The organism is Streptomyces sp. NBC_01450 (genome assembly GCF_036227505.1).
Classification (GTDB): Bacteria; Actinomycetota; Actinomycetes; order Streptomycetales; family Streptomycetaceae; genus Streptomyces.
Map to the genome: position 1 here is coordinate 5,065,899 of NZ_CP109480.1, position 21,347 is coordinate 5,087,245.

Sequence of the window (21,347 nt, forward strand, 5' to 3'; positions counted from 1 at the left end):
CAGCGACCCCTTACAGCTTCATCAGGCTGGCGTCGTCGACCGAGGCCGAGTGGCGGGAACGGAAGAGCGACACGATGATCGCGAGCCCGACCACGACCTCCGCGGCGGCGACGACCATCGTGAAGAAGGCGATGATCTGGCCGTCGAGGTTGCCGTGCATGCGGGAGAAGACGACGAACGCGAGGTTGCAGGCGTTGAGCATGAGCTCGACGCACATGAACACCACGATCGCGTTGCGCCTGATCAGCACGCCGGTGGCGCCGATCGTGAACAACAGGGCGGCGAGATAGAGGTAGTTGACCGGGTTCACTTGGACGCCTCCTCCGTCTTCGTGCGCTCCAGGCGTTCTTCGGCGCGCTGCTCCAGCGCCTTCAGATCGCTCAGCGCCTCGGTGGACACGTCACGGATCTGGCCGCGGTCCCGCAGCGTCTTGCTGACCGTCAGCTCGGACGGGGTGCCGTCCGGGAGGAGGCCCGCGATGTCCACCGCGTTGTGCCGGGCGTAGACACCGGGGGCCGGCAGCGGCGGTACGTGCTTGCCTTCCCGTACGCGCTGCTCGGACAGCTCGCGCTGGGTCTTGGCGCGCTCGGTGCGCTCGCGGTGCGTGAGCACCATGGCGCCGACGGCGGCCGTGATCAGCAGGGCACCGGTGATTTCGAAGGCGAACACGTACTTCGTGAAGATGAGGGCGGCGAGGCCCTCCACGTTCCCGTTGGCGTTGGCCTTGCTCAGGCCGTTGAAGTCCTTCAGGGACGCGTTGCCGATGCCCGCCATCAGCAGGACGCCGAAGCCGAGTCCGCACAGCAGGGCCAGCCAGCGCTGCCCCTTGATGGTCTCCTTCAGTGAGTCCGCCGCGGTGACACCGACGAGCATGACCACGAAGAGGAACAGCATCATGATCGCGCCGGTGTAGACGACGATCTGCACGACGCCCAGGAAGTAGGCGCCGTTGGCGAGGTAGAACACCGCCAGGATGATCATGGTCCCGGCGAGACAGAGCGCGCTGTGCACGGTCTTCTTCATGAAGACGGTGCACAGGGCGCCGATCACGGCGACCGTGCCGAGGACCCAGAACTGGAAGGCCTCTCCGGTGGAGGTGGAGTAGGCGGCGAGCTGCGCGCTCATGCCCCCACCCCCTCTTCCGTGGGCTTCTCGCCCTTGGAGACGGCGACCTGGCGCTCGGTGCCGGGCGCCGCCTCGGTCACCAGACCCTGGTAGTAGTCCTGCTCGTCCGTGCCGGGGAAGATCGAGTGCGGTGTGTCGACCATGCCCTCCTCGAGCCCGGCGAGCAGCTGCTCCTTGGTGTAGATGAGGTTGGCGCGGCTGGAGTCGGCGAGCTCGAACTCGTTCGTCATCGTGAGCGCGCGGGTGGGGCACGCCTCGATGCACAGGCCGCACAGGATGCAGCGGGCGTAGTTGATCTGGTACACGCGGCCGTACCGCTCGCCCGGCGAGTAGCGCTCCTCGTCGGTGTTTTCCGCACCCTCCACATAGATGGCGTCCGCGGGGCAGGCCCAGGCACACAGCTCGCAGCCGATGCACTTCTCCAGACCGTCCGGGTGACGGTTGAGCTGGTGCCGGCCGTGGAACCGCGGGGCGGTGGTCTTCTGCTGCTCCGGGTACTGCTCCGTCAGGCGCTTCTTGAACATGGCCTTGAAGGTCACGCCGAAGCCGGCGACGGGGTTCTGGAAACCGGGCTTGGTCTCCTTCGGCTCCTCAGCCATCGGACCCCTCCTTTCCGTCACGAGATCCGCCATTCGATCCGTCACTCGCAGTATCCGGCCCGCCACTGACAATCAACTCGCGCTCGCGGCGCGGGCGGCGCCGCGGCACGGGTGGCAGCTCCTGTCCCGGCAGCGGCGGCACCGGGAATCCACCGGCCATCGGGTCGAAGGCGGCGGGCTCGGCGGGCCCTTCCTGGGCCCCCTGCTTGTCACGGAAGATGTCCGCGGCGAACGAGAGCAGCAGCAGGACGAGGACACCGCCGCCGACGTACAGGGCGATGTCGGCGAAGTCGTAGTTCTCGTTCCTGAGGGTCCGTACGGTCGCGACAAGCATCAGCCAGACCACGGAGACCGGGATGAGGACCTTCCAGCCGAGCTTCATCAGCTGGTCGTAGCGGACGCGCGGGAGCGTGCCGCGCAGCCAGATGAAGAAGAACAGCAGCAGCTGCACCTTCACCACGAACCAGAGCATCGGCCACCAGCCGTGGTTGGCACCTTCCCAGAAGGTGCTGATGGGCCACGGGGCCCGCCAGCCGCCCAGGAAGAGCGTGGTCGACACGGCCGAGACCGTCACCATGTTCACGTACTCGGCGAGCATGAACAGCGCGAACTTGATCGACGAGTACTCGGTGTTGAAGCCGCCGACGAGGTCGCCCTCGGACTCCGGCATGTCGAAGGGGGCGCGGTTGGTCTCGCCGACCATCGTGATGATGTAGATCACGAACGAGACCGGCAGCAGGATGATGTACCAGCGGTCGTGCTGCTGCTCGACGATCGTCGAGGTCGACATCGACCCGGAGTAGAGGAACACCGAGGCGAAAGCGGCGCCCATGGCGATCTCGTACGAGATCATCTGCGCGCAGGACCGCAGACCGCCCAGCAGCGGGTAGGTGGATCCAGAACTCCAGCCCGCGAGCACGATCCCGTAGATGCCCACCGAGGCGACCGCGAGGATGTAGAGCATCGCGATCGGCAGGTCCGTGAGCTGCATCGTAGTGCGGTGGCCGAAGATCGAGATCTCGTTGTCGGCGGGCCCGAAGGGGATCACCGCGATCGCCATGAAGGCCGGGATGGCCGCGACGATCGGCGCGAGGACGTAGACCACCCTGTCCGCGCGTTTGACGATGACGTCTTCCTTGAGCATCAGCTTCACGCCGTCGGCGAGCGACTGGAGCATGCCCCAGGGGCCGTGCCGGTTGGGTCCGATGCGCAGCTGCATCCAGGCGACGACCTTGCGCTCCCACACGATCGAGAACAGCACGGTGATCATCAGGAAGGCGAAGCAGAAGACCGCCTTGACGACGACCAGCCACCAGGGGTCGCGGCCGAACATGGAGAGGTCTTCAGTGGCGAGGTACAGACTGCTCATGCCTCCACCTCCTTGGGGGCCTCGCCGACGAGCGTCGCCGGGCCGATGCGGACGAGTGCGCCGGGCAGCGCCCCCGTGTCGGAGGCGACGCCGCCTCCGGCGGAGTTCAGCGGGAGCCAGACCACGCGGTCGGGCATCTCGGTGATCTGCAGCGGGAGTTCGACGGTTCCGGCGCTGCCGGTGACCGCGAGGAGGTCACCTTCCTTGACGCCTGCCTCGGCGGCCGTGGCCGCCGACACACGCGCGCGTGCCGCGTGCCGGGTCCCGGCGAGCGCGTCGTCACCCTCCTGGAGGCGGCCCCGGTCGAGCAGCAGCCGGTGGCCCGCGAGCACGGCCTCTCCCGCGGCGGGACGCGGCAGCGATGCCGCGATCTCCACGGGTCCGGTGGCCCGCAGGCCGCTCCAGGGCCCGAGTCGGTCCAGCTCCCCGCGCGTGGTGCGCAGATCCGGCAGACCCAGGTGTACGTCCATGGCGTCGGCCAGCATCTGCAGGACGCGCGCGTCGGTGGGTGCCAGGCGGCGAGTCATCTGGTCGGGCTTGAGCGCGGCCTCGAAGAAGCGGACCCTGCCTTCCCAGTTCAGGAAGGTGCCCGCCTTCTCGGCGACCGCGGCCACCGGGAGGACGACATCCGCGTACTCGGTGACCTCACCGGGCCGCTGTTCGAGCGACACCAGGAAGTCGACCTCGGAAAGGGCCGCACGCGCGCGTGCCGGGTCGGGAAGGTCGGCGACCTCCACCCCCGCCACCACCAGGGCCAGCAACTCCCCACCTACGGCGGCCTCGACGATCTGGCCGGTGTCGCGCCCGTAGCGGTGCGGGAGCTGGGAGACGCCCCAGGCGGCCGCGACCTCCTCCCGCGCGCGCGGGTCGGTGGCCGGACGCCCGCCCGGCAGCAGCGACGGCAGCGCGCCCGCCTCGATCGCGCCGCGCTCCCCGGCCCGGCGCGGGATCCACACCAGCGTGGCGCCCGTCGCGGCCGCGGCCCGTACGGCGGCGGTGAGCCCGCCCGCCACGCCCGCGAGCCGCTCGCCGACGACGATCACCGCGCCCTCGGTGCGCAGCGCCTCGGCGGCCTTGGCACCGTCGCCCTCCACACCGACGCCGCTCGCGAGGGCGTCCAGCCACTCGGTCTCGGTACCGGGCGCGGCGGGCAGCAGCGTGCCGCCCGCCTTCTCCAGGCCGCGTGTCGCGTACGTGGCGAGCGAGAAGGTCTTCTGCCCGTGCCCGCGCCACGCCTTGCGCAGCCGCAGGAAGACGCCGGGCGCCTCCTCCTCGGACTCGAAGCCGACGAGGAGGACGGCGGGCGCCTTCTCCAAAGAGGTGTACGTGACGCCCGTACCGTCGAGGTCCCGTCCGCGACCGGCGACCCGGGACGCCAGGAAGTCGGCCTCCTCGGCGCTGTGCACGCGCGCGCGGAAGTCGATGTCGTTCGTGTCGAGAGCCACGCGCGCGAACTTGCTGTAGGCGTAGGCGTCCTCGACGGTGAGGCGGCCACCGGTCAAAACACCGGTCCGGCCGCGCGCCACCGAAAGGCCCCGGGCCGCCGCCTCCAGGGCCTCGGGCCAGGAAGCCGGCTCCAGTTCACCCGACTCACCCCGTACGAGGGGCGTGTCGAGCCGGTCCCGCTGCTGCGCGTACCGAAACCCGAACCGCCCCTTGTCGCAGAGCCACTCCTCGTTGACCTCGGGGTCGGGGGAAGCCATCCGCCGCATCACCTTGCCGCGCCGGTGGTCGGTGCGGGTCGCGCAGCCCCCCGCGCAGTGCTCGCACACCGAGTGCGAGGAGACGAGGTCGAAGGGACGCGAGCGGAAGCGATACGCCGCCGAGGTCAGCGCGCCGACCGGGCAGATCTGGATGGTGTTCCCGGAGAAGTACGACTCGAACGGGTCGCCCTCGCCGGTGCCGACCTGCTGGAGCGCGCCCCGCTCGATCAGCTCGATCATCGGGTCGCCCGCGATCTGGTTGGAGAAGCGGGTGCAGCGGGCGCACAGCACGCACCGCTCCCGGTCGAGCAGCACCTGCGTGGAGATCGGGACCGGCTTCTCGTAGGTCCGCTTCTTGCCCTCGAAGCGGGATTCGGCGTTGCCGTGCGACATCGCCTGGTTCTGCAGCGGGCACTCGCCGCCCTTGTCGCAGACCGGGCAGTCCAGCGGGTGGTTGATGAGCAGCAGCTCCATCACACCGTGCTGGGCCTTTTCGGCGACGGGCGAGGTGAGGTGAGTCTTCACCACCATTCCGTCCGTACACGTGATCGTGCAGGACGCCATGGGCTTGCGCTGGCCCTCTACCTCGACGATGCACTGGCGGCAGGCGCCGGCCGGGTCGAGCAGCGGATGGTCACAGAAGCGGGGGATCTCGATGCCGAGCTGTTCGGCGGCCCGGATGACCAGGGTGCCCTTGGGCACGCTGATCTCGGCTCCGTCGATCGTCAGCGAGACGAGATCCTCCGGCGGAACCGCCGCTTCTCCCCCTCCCGAGGGAGCGCTGGTGGTCACCGTCATGCGTTCACCTCCGTGCGGTCGGCCCAAGCCGTGGACTTGGCCGGGTCAAAGGGGCAGCCGCGGCCCGTGATGTGCTTCTCGTACTCCTCGCGGAAGTACTTGAGCGAGGAGAAGATCGGCGAGGCCGCGCCGTCACCGAGGGCGCAGAACGACTTGCCGTTGATGTTGTCGGCGATGTCGTTCAGCTTGTCGAGGTCCGACATGACGCCCTTGCCGGCCTCGATGTCGCGCAGCAACTGCACGAGCCAGTACGTCCCTTCGCGGCAGGGCGTGCACTTGCCGCAGGACTCGTGGGCGTAGAACTCGGTCCACCGGGTGACCGCCCGCACCACGCAGGTCGTCTCGTCGAAGCACTGGAGTGCTTTGGTGCCGAGCATGGAACCCGCGGCACCCACTCCTTCGTAATCAAGAGGGACGTCGAGGTGCTCGTCGGTGAACATCGGGGTCGAGGAGCCGCCCGGCGTCCAGAACTTCAGCCGGTGGCCGGGGCGCATCCCGCCGCTCATCTCGAGGAGTTGACGGAGGGTGATGCCGAGCGGTGCCTCGTACTGGCCGGGGCTGGCGACATGGCCGCTGAGCGAGTAGAGCGTGAAGCCCGGGGACTTCTCGCTGCCCATCGACCTGAACCATTCCTTGCCTTTTTGGAGAATTGCGGGAACTGACGCGATCGACTCGACGTTATTCACCACAGTCGGGCACGCATAGAGGCCCGCGACGGCTGGGAAGGGGGGACGGAGCCGCGGTTGACCACGGCGGCCTTCGAGCGAGTCGAGCAGTGCGGTCTCCTCACCGCAGATGTACGCGCCCGCGCCCGCGTGCACGGTGAGCTTGAGGTCGAGCCCGCTGCCCAGGATGTTTTCGCCCAGGTAGCCCGCCGCGTAGGCCTCTCGAACGGCCTCGTGCAACCGCCGCAATACGGGGACGACTTCACCGCGGAGATAGATGAACGCATGCGAAGACCGGATGGCATAACACGCGATCACAATGCCCTCGATGAGGCTATGCGGGTTCGCGAAGAGGAGCGGGATGTCCTTGCAGGTTCCCGGCTCCGACTCGTCGGCGTTGACAACTAGATAGTGAGGTTTGCCATCGCCCTGAGGAATGAACTGCCACTTCATTCCGGTGGGGAATCCCGCGCCGCCCCGTCCGCGCAGACCGGAGTCCTTGACGTAGGCGATCAGGTCGTCCGGTGACATGGCCAGCGCCTTGCGCAGCCCCTCGTACCCCTCGTGCCTCCGGTAGACGTCCAGCGTCCAGGACTTCTCCTCGTCCCAGAAGGCCGACAGCACGGGCGCGAGCAGCTTCTCGGGGCTGGTCTCGTCGATCTCGGGTGCCAACGTCATCACTCCCCCTCCTCGGCTGCGGGACCCGCCGGGTGCGACGGATCGGAGGCCGATGTGTCCTGCGGCGCGTCGTGCGAGCTCAGGTGCTCGGCCGACGGCTGGTCCTGCGGTGCCCCACCACCACGTGGGTGGACCACGCGCGCGGGGACGTTCTCCCCCTTGGCCAGGCGGAGACCGATCAGTGAGGCGGGGCCCGCGCTGCCGCCCGCCTCCACGGCTCCCTCGCGCTCGTCGGGGAAGCCCGCCAGGATCCGCGCGGTGTCCTTGAAGGTGCACAGGGGGGCGCCGCGGGTGGGTGCGACCTGTGCTCCCGCACGCAGGTCGTCGACGAGGCGCTTCGCGGAGGCCACGGTCTGGTTGTCGAAGAACTCCCAGTTGACCATCACGACCGGTGCGAAGTCGCAGGCCGCGTTGCACTCGATGTGCTCCAGCGTGACCTTGCCGTCGTCGGTGGTCTCGCCGTTGCCGACGCCCAGGTGGTCCTGCAGGGCCTCGAAGATCGCGTCGCCGCCCATGACCGCGCACAGGGTGTTGGTGCAGACACCCACCTGGTAGTCACCGCTCGGCTTGCGCCGGTACATCGAGTAGAAGGTCGCGACGGCGGTGACCTCGGCCGTGGTCAGGTTCAGTACGTCCGCGCAGAACCGCATGCCCGTGCGCGTGACGTGGCCCTCCTGCGACTGCACGAGATGCAGCAACGGAAGGAGCGCCGAACGGGAGTCCGGGTAGCGGGCGACGATCTCGCGCGCGTCCGCTTCGAGCCGGGCTCGAACGTCGTCCGGATAGTCGGGCGCGGGCAGTTGGGGCATGCCCAGGCTGACGCCCTCGGGGGTGGTGGTCACCGGTCGACGCCTCCCATCACGGGGTCGATGGACGCGACGGCGACGATGACGTCGGCCACCTGGCCGCCCTCGCACATCGCCGCCATGGCCTGAAGGTTGGTGAAGGACGGGTCCCGGAAGTGGACCCGGTAGGGGCGGGTGCCTCCGTCGGACACGGCGTGCACCCCGAGCTCGCCCTTGGGCGACTCGACCGCCGCGTACGTCTGGCCCGGCGGGACGCGGAAGCCCTCGGTCACCAGCTTGAAGTGGTGGATCAGGGCCTCCATGGAGGTGCCCATGATCTTCTTGATGTGGTCGAGGGAGTTGCCGAGACCGTCGGGGCCGAGCGCGAGCTGGGCGGGCCAGGCGATCTTCTTGTCGGCGACCATGACCGGGCCGGGCTGCAGCCGGTCCAGGCACTGCTCGACGATGTGCAGCGACTGGCGCATCTCTTCCAGGCGGATCAGGAAGCGCCCGTAGGAGTCGCAGGTGTCGGCGGTCGGGATCTCGAAGTCGTACGTCTCGTAGCCGCAGTACGGCTGGGCCTTGCGCAGGTCGTGCGGCAGGCCCGCCGAGCGCAGGATCGGGCCGGTGGCGCCGAGGGCCATGCAGCCGGCGAGGTCGAGGTAGCCGACGTCCTGCATGCGGGCCTTGAAGATGGGGTTCCCGGTGGCGAGCTTGTCGTACTCGGGAAGGTTCTTCTGCATCTTCTTCACGAACTCGCGGATCTGGTCCACCGCGCCGGGCGGCAGGTCCTGGGCGAGTCCGCCGGGGCGGATGTACGCGTGGTTCATCCGCAGGCCGGTGATCAGCTCGTAGATGTCGAGAATGAGTTCACGATCACGGAAGCCGTAGATCATGATCGTGGTGGCGCCGAGTTCCATGCCTCCGGTGGCGATGCACACCAGGTGGGAGGAGAGTCGGTTCAGCTCCATCAGGAGGACACGGATGACCGAGGCGCGGTCGGGGATCTGGTCCTCGATGCCGAGGAGCTTCTCGACGGCGAGACAGTAGGCCGTCTCGTTGAAGAACGGCGTCAGATAGTCCATGCGCGTCACGAACGTGGTGCCCTGCGTCCACGTGCGGAACTCGAGGTTCTTCTCGATGCCGGTGTGAAGGTAGCCGATGCCGCAGCGGGCCTCGGTGACCGTCTCGCCGTCGATCTCCAGGATGAGCCGGAGCACGCCGTGGGTGGACGGATGCTGCGGGCCCATGTTGACGATGATGCGCTCGTCGTCGGACTTCGCCGCGGACTGGGCGATCTCGTCCCAGTCGCCACCGGTGACCGTATATACGGTCCCCTCGGTCGTCTCCCGCGCCGCCGCGGCGGACGCGCCGGAAGAAGGGGTCTGCGTGCTCATGAGTACGACCTCCGCTGGTCCGGAGCCGGGATCTGGGCGCCCTTGTACTCGATGGGGATGCCACCGAGGGGGTAGTCCTTGCGCTGCGGGTGGCCCTGCCAGTCGTCCGGCATCATGATCCGCGTCAGCGCCGGGTGGCCGTCGAAGATCAGGCCGAAGAAGTCGTACGTCTCGCGCTCGTGCCAGTCGTTCGTCGGGTAGACGGAGACGAGCGACGGGACGTGCGGGTCGGCGTCGGGTGCGCTGACTTCGAGGCGGATCAGCCGGTTGTGGGTGATCGAGCGCAGGTGGTAGACGGCGTGCAGCTCGCGGCCCTTGTCGCTGAGGTAGTGCACTCCGCTGACGCCCGTGCACAGTTCGAAGCGGAGGGCCGGGTCGTCGCGCAGGGTCTGGGCGACCCGGACCAGGTACTCGCGTTCGATGTGGAAGGTGAGCTCGTCGCGGTCGACGATCGTCTTCTCGATGGCGTTGTCGGGGACGAGTCCCTGTTCCTCCAGGGCGCCTTCCAGCTCGTCGGCGACCTCGTCGAACCAGCCGCCGTAGGGGCGGGCGGCCGGGCCGGGGAGCCGGACGGAGCGGACCAGGCCTCCGTAGCCGGTGGTGTCGCCGCCGTTGTTGGCGCCGAACATGCCGCGCTGGACGCGGATCTCCTCGCCGCCCTCGCCGCGCTGGCCGGGGAGGTTCGAGGCGCCGAGGTCCTTCTCGGGGTTCACCCCGTTGCCGTTCACGTCGCTCACCGCAGCAGGCCCTTCATCTCGATGGTGGGGAGAGCCTTGAGCGCCGCTTCCTCCGCCTCGCGGGCCGCCTCCTCGGCGTTCACGCCGAGCTTCGAGGTCTGGATCTTCTGGTGGAGCTTGAGGATCGCGTCCATCAGCATCTCGGGCCGCGGCGGACAGCCCGGCAAATAGATGTCTACCGGGACGATGTGGTCGACGCCCTGCACAATGGCGTAGTTGTTGAACATTCCGCCCGATGACGCACATACCCCCATGGAGATCACCCACTTCGGGTTGGGCATCTGGTCATAGACCTGTCGCAGCACCGGCGCCATCTTCTGACTGACGCGACCGGCGACGATCATGAGGTCGGCCTGGCGCGGCGAGCCGCGGAAGACCTCCATGCCGAAGCGCGCGAGGTCGTAGCGGCCCGCGCCGGTCGTCATCATCTCGATGGCGCAGCAGGCGAGTCCGAACGTGGCGGGGAAGACGGACGCCTTACGCACCCAGCCCGCGGCCTGCTCGACGGTGGTCAGCAGGAATCCGCTCGGCAGCTTTTCTTCGAGTCCCATGTCTTAAAGGCCCCTCAGTCCCATTCCAGGCCGCCGCGCCGCCATACGTACGCGTACGCGACGAAGACGGTGAGCACGAAGAGCAGCATCTCCACGAGCCCGAAAACACCCAGGGCGTCGAAGGTGACGGCCCAGGGGTAGAGGAAGACGATCTCGATGTCGAAGACGATGAAGAGCATCGCCGTCAGGTAGTACTTGATGGGGAAGCGCCCGCCGCCGGCCGGCGTGGGGGTCGGCTCGATACCGCACTCGTAGGCCTCGAGCTTGGCCCGGTTGTATCGCTTTGGACCGATAAGCGTGGCCATGACCACGGAGAAGATCGCAAAGCCTGCCCCGAGGGCTCCCAGTACGAGGATCGGCGCATACGCGTTCACGCTCCTCGCTCCTCTCAGTCGGCACTGACTGCTGGCGGTTGCGTCGGGCATGCACTTCCGCCCCACCCGTCCCACGAACCCCGTGCGTCCCGACGAAGATCGCGGACATGTGAAGCAGGTCACAAGCCCAACTGCCTCGCATCTTATGCCCGCCGGTCTGTGATCTGCGACACGGGGTATTGCACAAGCTTTGTGATCTCCACCACCTGACGAAGGATCATGAAGTCGGATGAGCAGTGATCTTCATACGCGAAGCGTCCGCGCGATCACCAGATGTGACATTTCCGCTCGTCACCACAGGTCGGGGGCGGCGTCTCAATATCAAGAGACTTCCGATGCATGCAAATTGGTGCTGGACGCGGGGGCTTGATAGTGGAGCCCGTTCACACATCAGAGGGAGGGGTGTGGACGAATGTGGACGGGCATCGGCGCGTGCACGCGTTCACGAGCGAGGACGGTCGAGAGGTGCGCGCGAGACGCCGTCGACCCGGCGACCGTTCCGTGACCTGCGTCACATCAGCCTATGAGTCAGATAAACGGGCCTTGGCCACAGGCTGCAACCGATGGTAGGCGGAGGGCAATTCGGACGTAATGGGGAAAGGGCGTGATCAAAGCCTTGATCACCTCTGTCCAGAATGCCCGTTACGGCGTCAATAAGGAGTGGCGCGAACCGGATTCGGCGGCGGATTGAACAACTGTGGCGCACCACACGTTTCTTGAAGGTATGAGGGAGTCCCTGATACCGGTTGTACTCATGTCCCACACCGCTCACATACGCAACCACCGGAAGCCCCGCCGCAACGCGACGACGCTCGCGATGCGCGCCGGAGTTGCCGGTGGCGTTCTCAGCACCTTGGCCGTGGCCGGTGCGGCTGGTTCGGCCAGCGCAGCCGAGCCCGCGACCCAGACCCTCGAACTGCCCACCCTGACGGCCGACCTGGCCACCCAGCTGGCACAGTCCGCAGACGCCACGCAGCAGGCGGCGGCGAACTACGAACTGCAGGCCGAGCGCGACGCGGCCGCCGCAAAGGCCGCGAAGCAGGCCAAGGCGGACCTCGCGGACGCCAAGAAGAAGGCCGAAGCCAAGAAGAAGGCCGAGGACGCGCGCAAGGCCGCGGCCGCCGAGGCCGTCTCTCGGTCCTCCACGCGGAGCGTCCTGTCCGCCTCCGCGGGCTCCGGCGGGAGTTCCACCGTCTCCGCCCCGGCCAGCGGCAGTGTCGCCACCGTCATCGCCTTCCTCAAGGCTCAGGTCGGCGACGCGTACGTGATGGGCGGTACGGGCCCCAACGCGTGGGACTGCTCCGGCCTCGTGCAGGCCGCGTTCCGACAGGTCGGTGTCGACCTGCCGCGCGTCTCGCAGGACCAGTCGACGTCCGGCACGCCGGTCTCGCTGTCCAACGTCCAGGTCGGCGACATCCTGTACTGGGGTTCGGCCGGTTCGGCGTACCACGTGGGTGTGTACATCGGTAACGGCCAGTACCTGGACGCGGCCAACCCCTCCAAGGGTGTGGTGATTCAGGACCTTTCGGGCTATCCGGCCACGGGCGCGGTGCGCGTTCTCTGAGCCACGGGACCGTGTGAGTCGCGGGACCGTATGAGTCATACGGCATGAAGGCCGCCACCCGAGTGCGTGGCGGCCTCGTCGTGCTGCCCCGGGGGCGGGACCCTCCCCCGGGGACCCCGTGTCGGCGTCAGGCCTTCGGTGCCACCTTCGACAGGCCGTTGATGATGCGGTCCATCGCGTCGCCGCCGGTCGGGTCCGTGAGGTTCGCGAGCATCTTGAGGGTGAACTTCATCAGGAGCGGGTGGGTCAGGCCGCGCTGGGTCGCGATCTTCATGACCTTCGGGTTGCCGATGAGCTTCACGAAGGCACGGCCGAGCGTGTAGTAACCGCCGTAGGTGTCCTTGAGGACGCGGGGGTAGCGCTGGAGGGCCAGTTCGCGCTGGGTGGGCGTCGAACGGGCGTGAGCCTGGACGATGACGTCCGCGGCGATCTGGCCGGACTCCATGGCGTAGGCGATGCCCTCGCCGTTGAACGGGTTGACCAGGCCGCCGGCGTCGCCGACCAGCAGCAGGCCCTTGGTGTAGTGCGGCTGGCGGTTGAAGGCCATGGGGAGGGCGGCGCCGCGGATCGGGCCGGTCATGTTCTCCGGGGTGTAGCCCCAGTCCTCCGGCATCGACGCGCACCAGGCCTTCAGGACCTCGCGCCAGTCCAGCTCCTTGAAGGAGTCGGAGGTGTTGAGCACACCGAGGCCGACGTTCGACGTGCCGTCGCCCATGCCGAAGATCCAGCCGTAGCCGGGCAGCAGACGGTCCTCGGCGCCCCGGCGGTCCCACAGCTCCAGCCAGGACTCCAGGTAGTCGTCCTCGTGGCGCGGGGACGTGAAGTACGTACGGACCGCGACGCCCATCGGGCGGTCCTCGCGGCGGTGCAGGCCCATCGCCAGGGACAGACGGGTCGAGTTGCCGTCGGCGGCGACGACCAGCGGCGCGTGGAAGGTGACCCCGCGCTTCTCCCCCGCGTCGCCCAGCTTCGCGTGCACGCCCGTGATGCGGCCGGTGCGGTCGTCGATGATCGGGGCGCCGACGTTGCAGCGCTCGTACAGCCGCGCGCCCGCCTTCTGCGCCTGCCGGGCCAGCTGCTCGTCGAAGTCGTCGCGCTTGCGGACGAGTCCGTAGTCCGGGTAGGAGGCGAGATCCGGCCAGTCCAGCTGGAGGCGGACGCCGCCGCCGATGATGCGCAGGCCCTTGTTGCGCAGCCAGCCGGCCTCTTCGGAGATGTCGATCCCCATGGAGACGAGCTGCTTGGTGGCGCGCGGGGTCAGGCCGTCACCGCAGACCTTCTCCCTCGGGAACGCGGTCTTCTCCAGGAGCAGGACGTCGAGTCCGGCCTTCGCCAGGTAGTACGCGGTCGTGGAACCGGCTGGTCCAGCCCCGACGACGATCACATCTGCGGTGTTTTCGGAGAGGGGTTGGGGCTCGGTCACGGCGGGGTCTCCCCAAGACTCGAAATCTGCGTGCTGACGGGCACTGGACATGGGCAGTCTATGCAGCGGTACTGATCACCTGGTTGAAGGGTTGCCCCGTGAACCAAGCTCTGCCCGACGTACGGCTGCGTGTCCCCACCGACGAGGACGCGTTCGCCTGGCACCGGATCTTCGCCGACCCGGAGGTCATGGAGTTCCACGGCGGGAAAGCGGCCGAGTTGTCGGTGTACGAGGAGCTCACCGCGCGGCAGCGCCGGCATGACGCCGAACTGGGTTTCTGTCTGTGGACCATGGTCGGCCCGGAGGGTGAGGTGCTGGGCTTCACCGGCGCGCAGCCGTGGCCGCGCGCGTGGGGGCCGAGGGGCGAGATCGAGATCGGGTGGCGGCTCGGCAGGGCGCATTGGGGCAAGGGGTACGTCACCGCCGCCGCGCTCACCACTCTGGAGCGGGTGCGCGCGGCGGGCGTCTCGGACGTCGTCGCCATGGTCAGACCCGGCAACGAGCGCTCCATCGCCGTGACCCGGCGCCTCGGCATGGAGCCGGCCGAGGTCTTCGCCCATCCCGCGTCGGCCGAGCCCGCGCACTGCTACCGCCTCGCCCTCTGACGGCTTCCGGAAGGGCCGGCCCCGGGCTTACCCTTCCGGTACCGCTGGGGGTGACGTCCGTGCGCCTGACACCCAAGACACCCGAAGTGCGCGTGCCGCGGCTCATCGGCCTGATGGCCGTGGACGCGCGCGAGACGGCCGACGCGCGAGGTGTGCTGCTCGCCGCGCCCGACCGGCCCGACTTCCATCTCACCGTCGTCGACTACGTCGTACGCCAATACCCGCCGCCCGGCTCCGAGGTGCCGCGTGGGGCCGTGGTCACCGTGTGGTTCGACCTCGGTGACGCGGAGGGCGGCGCGGGCGTGCGGGAGCCGCGGCTTCCACGACCGCCGTCGGGGGGCATGCGCCGTGAGCTCGACGAGCCCGGGGACCCGTTCGAGGTGCTCAGGTGAGACAGGCGCTCTCCGGAGCCGAGAGCGCCTGGTGGGCCCGGAGGAGCCGTCAGACGGCCTTGTAGCCCCGGTGCAGGGCCACCACGCCGCCCGTCAGGTTCCGCCAGGCCACCTTCGACCAGCCGGCCTTGCGCAGCTTCTCCGCGAGTTCGGGCTGGTTCGGCCAGGCGCGGATGGACTCGGCGAGGTAGACGTACGCGTCGGGGCTGGAGGACACGGCACGGGCGACCGGGGGCAGCGCGCGCATCAGGTACTCGGTGTAGACCGTGCGGAACGGCGCCCAGGTGGGGTGCGAGAACTCGCAGATCACGACGCGGCCGCCGGGCTTGGTCACCCGGTAGAGCTCGCTCAGCGCGGTGTCGGTGTCCTGGACGTTGCGCAGGCCGAAGGAGATCGTCACCGCGTCGAAGGTGTCGTCCTTGAAGGGCAGCTTCGTCGCGTCACCCGCGGTCAGCGGCAGCCAGGGGTGGTTCTTCTTGCCGACCCGGAGCATGCCGAGGGAGAAGTCGCAGGGCACGACGTACGCGCCGGTGCGGGCGAAGGGGAGGGACGAGGTCGCCGTACCGGCCGCCAGGTCCAGGATCTTCTGCGCGGGGCGCGCGTCGACCGCCTTGGCGACCTCCCTGCGCCACACCCGGTCCTGGCCGAGCGACAACACGTCGTTCGTCAGGTCGTACCGTTCCGCCACGTCGTCGAACATCGAGGCGACTTCGTGCGGCTGCTTGTCCAGGGATGCGCGGGTCACTCCCCCATTGTGGCAGTAGAGGGTGTCGCTGGGCTCGGGCGGGATCAGCCCGGCGCGGCTGGTGCGTGCGCTCGCAAGGCGCCGGGGGGTCCTCGTAGCGGAGCTACTAGGACCTTCCGGCAACGCGGCGAGCGTGCGTGCCAGCCGCGCCGGGCCCCGCCCGAGCCCAGCGACACCCTCTCAGACCGGGCGCCTTTGCGGCGCCCGGCCCGTACGCCGGTCTCGCACGCCCCCTTCAGGGGAGCAGCTTCGGCTTCTTCTTGGCGGCCACGTCCTCGACCCAGCCGACCAGCGGGATGGCGATCCAGATCAGCACCCAGCCGATGCCGAACATGAACCACTGGCTCTCCAGCGGCAGCCACTTCTCGAAGGCGGGCACCTTCCAGAACTGGTCGATCAGCGGGACCGCGAGCACGAGGGCGATCTCGTGCCAGAGGTAGATCGTCACCGCCCGCCCGTTGAATATCGCCACAATCCGGTCGAGCCGCTTGAAACGGGCGAGCCAGGCGAAGTCGACGTTGTAGTACGCCTTGAAGTACATCAGCAGCGTCACGAAGCCGGCCGACCAGAAGGTCTGCGCGACGGGGATTTCGTCCAGGTCGTAGGTGCCGAACTCCGCCTGGTGGGCGAAGGCGTACCAGCCGCCGTACGCCAGGAGGGCGAGCGACGCCAGGATCACCAGGGCCGGCTTCAGCCGCCGGAGCACGCCCTCGCGGTGCGCGAAGCCGACCAGCCAGCAGAACAGGAAGGTCGCGAAGTCCGTCAGGCCGCTGCCGAAGCGGTTGTCCGGCGGCTGCCAGGCGTACTGGAAGACCAGGATCGGGGCCAGGGACAGGAGCAGGACCGGGAGGGGGGCCTTGCGGAAGACCTTCAGGAGCAGCGGGGACATCAGGACGAACCAGAGGTACGTCCGCAGGTACCAGAGGATCTCCCAGGCCTGGACGCCCCACTGGTTGCCCGGCGGGTCGCCGACCGGCACGATCCAGAAGACGATCTGCCAGCCCGGCATCCAGTCGTGGATCAGCATCGCCACCACGACGAAGAAGCCCCAGAACCAGAAGGGCGGCAGCAGCCGTCGCATCCGGCTCTTGACCACCTTGAGCGCGGGGCGCTCCAGGGACTTGGCCATCAGCGAGCCGGCGAGCGCGAACATCACGCCCATCGACGGGAAGACCAGGCCGGCCCACGCCCAGCCGAAGGTGTGGTAGGCCACGACACGGACCAGCGCGACGGCACGCAGCGCGTCGAAGTACCGGTCGCGTCCGGTGCCCTTGGCCTTCGGGGCGGGGTCGGCGGCCGGGCTCTCGGGCTCCCCGGCGTCAGGGCTGGGCTCGGTCCGGACAGCGACGTCCACCGCGGGCTCCGGCTCGATCACCGGCAGGGGTGCCGTCTCGGTGACGTACACCTGGCCCTGGTCGGCGTACCCCTGGCCGTAGCCGTACTGCTGGGGAATCTGAGGCCGCGGACCCTGACCGTAGGGATCGGGCTGCTGCCCGTACCCATAGTCATATCCCGGCTGGCCCTGCTGGCCCTGCTGGCCTTGGTACTCCTGCTGCCCCTGCTGCCCCTGCTGCCCCTGGTGGCCTTGGTGGCCTTGGTACCCCTCATATCCCTGGTACCGCTGTTGTTCCGAGCCCCAGCTCATGTCAGCTCACTCCTGCCGGGGTCCCGACCTCACCCGTGCGCTTGAGCTTCTGCCAGCGGAGCCGACCGCCGGTCAGGGCCGTCACGGAGGAGTGGATCAGGACGAGATACATCATCTGGCGGTAGGCGAGCTGCTGCAGTGGCAGCATCGCGAGGTAGCGGTACTTCTCGCGGTCGAGGCGGAACGCATAGGCGGCGCAGACGAGTTGGACCACCAGCACCGCCAGCCAGGCCAGTAGTGAGGCCCAGAAGTCCACGAAGATCATCGAGTAGACGGTGAACACGTCGATGAGCGGCGCGAGGACCGGGGTGATGATCTGGAAGATCACGACGAGCGGCATGCCTATGCGACCGAAGCGACCCGACGGGCCCTTGTCCGTCAGGGACTTGCGGTGCTTCCACAGCGCCTGCATGGTGCCGTACGACCAGCGGTAGCGCTGCGACCACAGCTGCTTGAGCGAACTCGGTGCCTCCGTCCAGGCCTTGGCGTGCTCCTGGTAGACGACCCGCCAGCCCGCTCGGTGCATCGCGATGGTGATGTCGGTGTCCTCGGCGAGCGTGTCCTCGCTCATGCCGCCGACCTCGAGGACCGCGTCGCGGCGGAACGCGCCGATCGCGCCCGGGATGGTGGGCATGCAGCGCAGCAGGTCGTACATGCGGCGGTCGAGGTTGAAGCCCATCACGTACTCGATGTGCTGCCAGGCGCCGATGATGGTGTTGCGGTTGCCGACCTTGGCGTTGCCCGCGACCGCGCCGATGCCCGGGTCCGCGAAGGGCTGGACGAGCTGGTGCACGGCGTCCGGCTCGAAGACGGTGTCGCCGTCCATCATCACGACGATGTCGTAACTGGCGTTGCGGACGCCGTTGTTGAGGGCGGCCGGTTTGCCCGCGTTCTCCTGGCGGATGACCCGGACGTTGGGCAGGCCCAGCGACTCGGCGATCTCCTTGGTGCCGTCCGTGGAGCCGTCGTCGACGACGATGATCTCGATCGGATGGGTGCTCTGGGCCAGCGAGTGGAGCGTGTTGGCGATGCACTCCTTCTCGTTGTACGCGGGCACGATCACCGTCACCGGCCTGGTGACCGTCGGCCCCCAGCTGAACTTGCCACCGCTGCCGCGCTTCTTGTTGCGCTGTCTGTAGTGGCGGCGGGCGAGGATCAGCATCATCCCGAAGCGGCCCATGACGGAGATGCCGACGACCAGCAGCAGCCAGGAGAGCAGCGGCAGGACCCATTCGGCGACCGCGACCGCGTAGATGAGGGCCTTGCCCTCGTAGAGGGTGGCGCCGGTGGCCTGCTGCTGACCGGACTGCTCGATGTTCACCTTCCTGGCGGAGCCCGAACCGGGCGCGGACTGCGTGCCGCCCGGCTGCTCGCCCTGCGCGCCGGTGCCGCCACCGGCGGCCGTACCCGCACCCGCACCGGCACCCGCACCGGCACCGGTCTGTCCGACCCCGGCCTCGACGGCCTGTCCGGAACCGGTGGTGCCCGTGCGGCCGGCACCGTTCGGCACTCCGTTCAGCTTCGCCATCGCACCGCTGACGGTGGTGAAGGAATACCCCTTCGCCTTCATCTTCTTGATGTACGTGTCGAGCGCCTTGACCGTCTCCGAGCGGTCGCCGCCCGCGTCGTGCATGAGGACGACGGCACCCTTGTTGTTCTTCGGCGTGGCCCACTGGACGATCTTCGAGACGCCCGGCTTCTTCCAGTCGTCGCTGTCGGTGTCGACGAAGACGCTGGTGTAGCCGAGGTTGCCGATCTCCTTGTAGACGGGCCAGCTGTAGTTGTCGACGGCGTTGATCTCCGAGGAGTACGGGGCCCGGAACAGCGTCGTCGTGATCCCCGCCGCACCCGCGAGCGCGAGCTGGGTCTGCTTCAGCTCGCGCTGGAGCCGGCCCGTGCCCTGGTAGGAGAGGTCGACGTGGGTGAAGGTGTGGATGCCGACCTCGTTGCCCTGGTCCACGAGGTCCTTCACGACACTCGGGTAGCGGGAGACCATCGAGCCGACCATGAAGAAGGTGCCCTCGACGCCGTTGTCGTCGAGCACCTTGAGGATCTGGGGAGTCCAGGTCGGGGTCGGACCGTCGTCGAAGGTGAGCACGATGGTCTTCCTCGGGACGGACTGGGTCTTGGCCGTGCCGCCCGTGAACGTCAGGAGCGGACCGCCGTCGAGGATCTTCTGCGGCACCTTGTCGTAGGCCGCGCCGTCGCGCACCCGCGCGTCGTTGCCGATCTCGGAACGCAGATAGCCGTCGAGCAGCATCACGCTGGTGAGCCCCAGCAGGAGCAGCAGGGCGAGGATCACACGCGGTTTCTGCAGCGCCGCGGCCTTGCCGGCCGCCCGTTCCATCTTGGTGGGGGCGCGCCGGCGTCCGCGCGGAGGCGTCGTCGAAGTCATGGAGGTGGGTCCGTTTCCGGTCAGTTGGCGCCGGTGGAAGCGGACGCGGAGGGGGTCGAGGAGACGGCCGAGGAGGGGGCCGCGCTCTGGGGCAGGCGCGACGGCGGGGTGCCGGTCCGCCTGTCGGCGGGCACCTCGCCGCCCTGCGGCTGAAGGTCACGCCCGGGTGCGGAGCCCGCCTGGCCGCCGCCGAACGGGATCAGCGAGGACGGGGTCAGCGAGGTGCCCCAGCCCATGAAGGCCATCCCGAGGACGACCGCGTAACCGAAGCAGACGGCGCCGACGAGCATGCCGAACCTGCGCAGCAGACGTGCTCTGCGCCCGGAGTTGTCAACGAACACGGGACCGTCTTCGGACGCGTTGCCGCGTTTGCGGCGGCGGCCGCGCCCTTGACTGTGGTTTTCGATGGCTGACTCGGATTGCATTCCCCGGATATTAGGGCTCCTCTATGTGGCCAATTCTCTGGTTCTCATGTGAGGCGCCCATGAAACTTGGCCCAAGCTATCCATTCCCTGAGAGAATCCTTGAACATCCGCGCAGCCCACGGGCGATATATTTTTACCTTGTGCACCACTTTGCGGCCCGATCTATCCGATTCATGTACCGCTACTCATGGGTCACCTATGAGCTTCCTGTATTCGGGAATCCCACCCGGATGTGCCACCTTGGAACTCCTGAATCGCACTTTGTTTCGGTCCTGAGACAGAAATCACGAGAGCGGGTGCATACGCAATGAGGGGTTTTATGAGGCCGGCTGCCGGGCTCACCTGCCTGTTTGCTCTGGGAGCGGCGGGGTGCTCTTCCGGCGGTACGGACGCCTCGGACTCGGCGCCCGCGCAGATCTCCCAGGCCCCACGGGCGAGTGCGGCACCCTCCGAGAGCGCGTCCGCCTCCGACACCTCCTCCAGCACCTCGTACGCCCCCTACGTGAGCGCCACGGAGGCCTCCGCGACGGACTCGACAGGGTCTCCGACCACGTACAACCTGGCCTTCGTGATCTCCGACGGCACCCACTGCACGGCCAAGTGGAACGGGACGGACGCCATCGACAAGGCCGCCGTGAAGTCCCGGATCTCGGCGCTGAAGGAGTCCGGCGCGAGCGTGCGCGTCTCGTTCGGCGGGGCGTCCGGCAAGGAGCTGGCGGAGGTCTGCGACAGCGCGAGCGCGCTCGCGGCGGCGTACGGGGCGGCGCTCGACGCCGCCGGGTCCACCCAGGCCGACTTCGACATCGAGGGGGACACGCTGACCGACTCCGCGTCGGTCGCGCTGCGGTCCAAGGCGATCGCGCTGCTCCAGAAGGAGCGCAGCGACCTGACGGTGTCCTTCACGTTGCCCGTCATGCCGTCCGGGCTGGATTCGGACGGTCTGGCGCTGCTGGAGTCCGCCAACGACAACTCCGTGCAGGTCTCCACCGTCAACATCATGACGATGAACTACGGGAGTTCGTACACGGCGGACATGGGCGACTATGCCGAGAAGTCCGCCGAGGCGACCCATGATCAGTTGGAGAAGGTCTTCGGGCTGTCCAGCGCCGGCGCCTGGCAGGGGCTCGCGTTGACCTCGATGATCGGGGACAACGACGTGTCCAACGAGACGTTCAGCCTCTCGGACGCGGCGCAGGTTCGGGCGTTCGCCGAGTCGAAGAAGATCGCTTGGGTGTCGATGTGGTCGACGTTCCGGGATCAGCAGTGTTCGAGTGATGACGCTTCTTCGGACGATGCGGCCACCAATTGCAGTGGGGTTTCGCAGAGTTCGGGGGCGTTTGCGAAGGCGTTCGCCGGCTGAGTTCGTCGGATG

The 21,347-nt window shown here is 68.3% G+C and carries 20 protein-coding genes; 4 read left to right on the plus strand and 16 right to left on the minus strand.

Features of this window, described 5'->3' with window-relative positions; all coding sequences use genetic code 11:
- Positions 1–10: 10 nt before the first annotated feature.
- Genes nuoK through OG568_RS22685 form a run of 11 tightly spaced genes read right to left on the minus strand, consistent with a single transcriptional unit; the run spans position 11 to position 10,781 of the window.
- Entirely contained in the window at positions 11–310 is a 300-nt protein-coding gene (gene nuoK, locus OG568_RS22635; protein WP_018568277.1) for an NADH-quinone oxidoreductase subunit NuoK, read from the minus strand.
- Positions 307–1,125: an NADH-quinone oxidoreductase subunit J gene (locus OG568_RS22640; RefSeq protein WP_329532885.1), complete on the minus strand. Its 819-nt coding sequence runs from the start codon at positions 1,123–1,125 to the stop codon at positions 307–309. Before OG568_RS22640 ends, nuoK begins: the two co-directional genes overlap by 4 nt.
- Positions 1,122–1,724, minus strand: coding sequence for an NADH-quinone oxidoreductase subunit NuoI (gene nuoI, locus OG568_RS22645; RefSeq protein ID WP_099942806.1), 603 nt, complete (start codon positions 1,722–1,724; stop codon positions 1,122–1,124). Before nuoI ends, OG568_RS22640 begins: the two co-directional genes overlap by 4 nt.
- Positions 1,717–3,093, minus strand: coding sequence for an NADH-quinone oxidoreductase subunit NuoH (gene nuoH, locus OG568_RS22650; RefSeq protein WP_329532886.1), 1,377 nt, complete (start codon positions 3,091–3,093; stop codon positions 1,717–1,719). Before nuoH ends, nuoI begins: the two co-directional genes overlap by 8 nt.
- Positions 3,090–5,594: an NADH-quinone oxidoreductase subunit G gene (locus OG568_RS22655; protein WP_329532887.1), complete on the minus strand. Its 2,505-nt coding sequence runs from the start codon at positions 5,592–5,594 to the stop codon at positions 3,090–3,092. The genes nuoH and OG568_RS22655 overlap by 4 nt, the downstream gene beginning before the upstream one ends.
- Positions 5,591–6,940: an NADH-quinone oxidoreductase subunit NuoF gene (gene nuoF, locus OG568_RS22660; RefSeq protein ID WP_266584731.1), complete on the minus strand. Its 1,350-nt coding sequence runs from the start codon at positions 6,938–6,940 to the stop codon at positions 5,591–5,593. The genes OG568_RS22655 and nuoF overlap by 4 nt, the downstream gene beginning before the upstream one ends.
- On the minus strand, positions 6,937–7,746 hold the full coding sequence (nuoE, locus tag OG568_RS22665) for an NADH-quinone oxidoreductase subunit NuoE (protein WP_266591347.1): 810 nt from the start codon (positions 7,744–7,746) through the stop codon (positions 6,937–6,939). Before nuoE ends, nuoF begins: the two co-directional genes overlap by 4 nt.
- A gap of 29 nt (positions 7,747–7,775) precedes the next feature.
- Positions 7,776–9,119, minus strand: a complete 1,344-nt coding sequence (locus OG568_RS22670; RefSeq protein ID WP_329532888.1) for an NADH-quinone oxidoreductase subunit D — start codon at positions 9,117–9,119, stop codon at positions 7,776–7,778.
- Complete coding sequence (locus OG568_RS22675; protein WP_329532889.1) at positions 9,116–9,856, minus strand: NADH-quinone oxidoreductase subunit C; 741 nt, start codon at positions 9,854–9,856, stop codon at positions 9,116–9,118. Before OG568_RS22675 ends, OG568_RS22670 begins: the two co-directional genes overlap by 4 nt.
- The gene (locus OG568_RS22680; RefSeq protein WP_003998928.1) at positions 9,853–10,407 is read right to left on the minus strand and encodes a NuoB/complex I 20 kDa subunit family protein; all 555 of its coding nucleotides are present in this window, start codon (positions 10,405–10,407) and stop codon (positions 9,853–9,855) included. Before OG568_RS22680 ends, OG568_RS22675 begins: the two co-directional genes overlap by 4 nt.
- Positions 10,408–10,421: 14 nt before the next feature.
- Positions 10,422–10,781, minus strand: a complete 360-nt coding sequence (locus OG568_RS22685) for an NADH-quinone oxidoreductase subunit A (RefSeq protein WP_007383963.1) — start codon at positions 10,779–10,781, stop codon at positions 10,422–10,424.
- Between the two features lie 724 nt (positions 10,782–11,505).
- On the opposite strand from OG568_RS22685, the gene OG568_RS22690 reads away from it, so the two are divergent.
- On the plus strand, positions 11,506–12,345 hold the full coding sequence (locus OG568_RS22690) for a C40 family peptidase (protein ID WP_329532890.1): 840 nt from the start codon (positions 11,506–11,508) through the stop codon (positions 12,343–12,345).
- 127 nt (positions 12,346–12,472) lie between these two features.
- Here the strand turns inward: OG568_RS22690 and OG568_RS22695 are convergent, their stop codons facing one another.
- Positions 12,473–13,768 carry a geranylgeranyl reductase family protein gene (locus OG568_RS22695; protein WP_329532891.1) on the minus strand — a complete coding sequence of 432 codons (1,296 nt, stop codon included), beginning with the start codon at positions 13,766–13,768 and terminating at the stop codon, positions 12,473–12,475.
- 98 nt (positions 13,769–13,866) lie between these two features.
- On the opposite strand from OG568_RS22695, the gene OG568_RS22700 reads away from it, so the two are divergent.
- Positions 13,867–14,373, plus strand: coding sequence for a GNAT family N-acetyltransferase (locus tag OG568_RS22700; RefSeq protein WP_329532892.1), 507 nt, complete (start codon positions 13,867–13,869; stop codon positions 14,371–14,373).
- A gap of 59 nt (positions 14,374–14,432) precedes the next feature.
- On the plus strand, positions 14,433–14,765 hold the full coding sequence (locus OG568_RS22705) for a PASTA domain-containing protein (RefSeq protein ID WP_266584723.1): 333 nt from the start codon (positions 14,433–14,435) through the stop codon (positions 14,763–14,765).
- Between the two features lie 49 nt (positions 14,766–14,814).
- On the opposite strand, the gene OG568_RS22710 is transcribed toward OG568_RS22705, so the two are convergent.
- The 4 genes from OG568_RS22710 to OG568_RS22725 form a co-directional block, all read right to left on the minus strand.
- Positions 14,815–15,510, minus strand: a complete 696-nt coding sequence (locus OG568_RS22710; protein WP_266437487.1) for a demethylmenaquinone methyltransferase — start codon at positions 15,508–15,510, stop codon at positions 14,815–14,817.
- A 235-nt stretch (positions 15,511–15,745) separates the two neighbouring features.
- Positions 15,746–17,155, minus strand: coding sequence for an acyltransferase family protein (locus OG568_RS22715; RefSeq protein WP_329532893.1), 1,410 nt, complete (start codon positions 17,153–17,155; stop codon positions 15,746–15,748).
- Position 17,156: 1 nt separating this feature from the next.
- Positions 17,157–19,550 carry a bifunctional polysaccharide deacetylase/glycosyltransferase family 2 protein gene (locus OG568_RS22720; RefSeq protein WP_329532894.1) on the minus strand — a complete coding sequence of 798 codons (2,394 nt, stop codon included), beginning with the start codon at positions 19,548–19,550 and terminating at the stop codon, positions 17,157–17,159.
- A 20-nt stretch (positions 19,551–19,570) separates the two neighbouring features.
- Positions 19,571–19,975 carry a hypothetical protein gene (locus tag OG568_RS22725; protein ID WP_329532895.1) on the minus strand — a complete coding sequence of 135 codons (405 nt, stop codon included), beginning with the start codon at positions 19,973–19,975 and terminating at the stop codon, positions 19,571–19,573.
- Between the two features lie 307 nt (positions 19,976–20,282).
- Between OG568_RS22725 and OG568_RS22730 the strand changes: the two genes are divergently transcribed.
- Positions 20,283–21,335: a chitinase gene (locus tag OG568_RS22730; RefSeq protein WP_329532896.1), complete on the plus strand. Its 1,053-nt coding sequence runs from the start codon at positions 20,283–20,285 to the stop codon at positions 21,333–21,335.
- Positions 21,336–21,347: the final 12 nt, after the last annotated feature.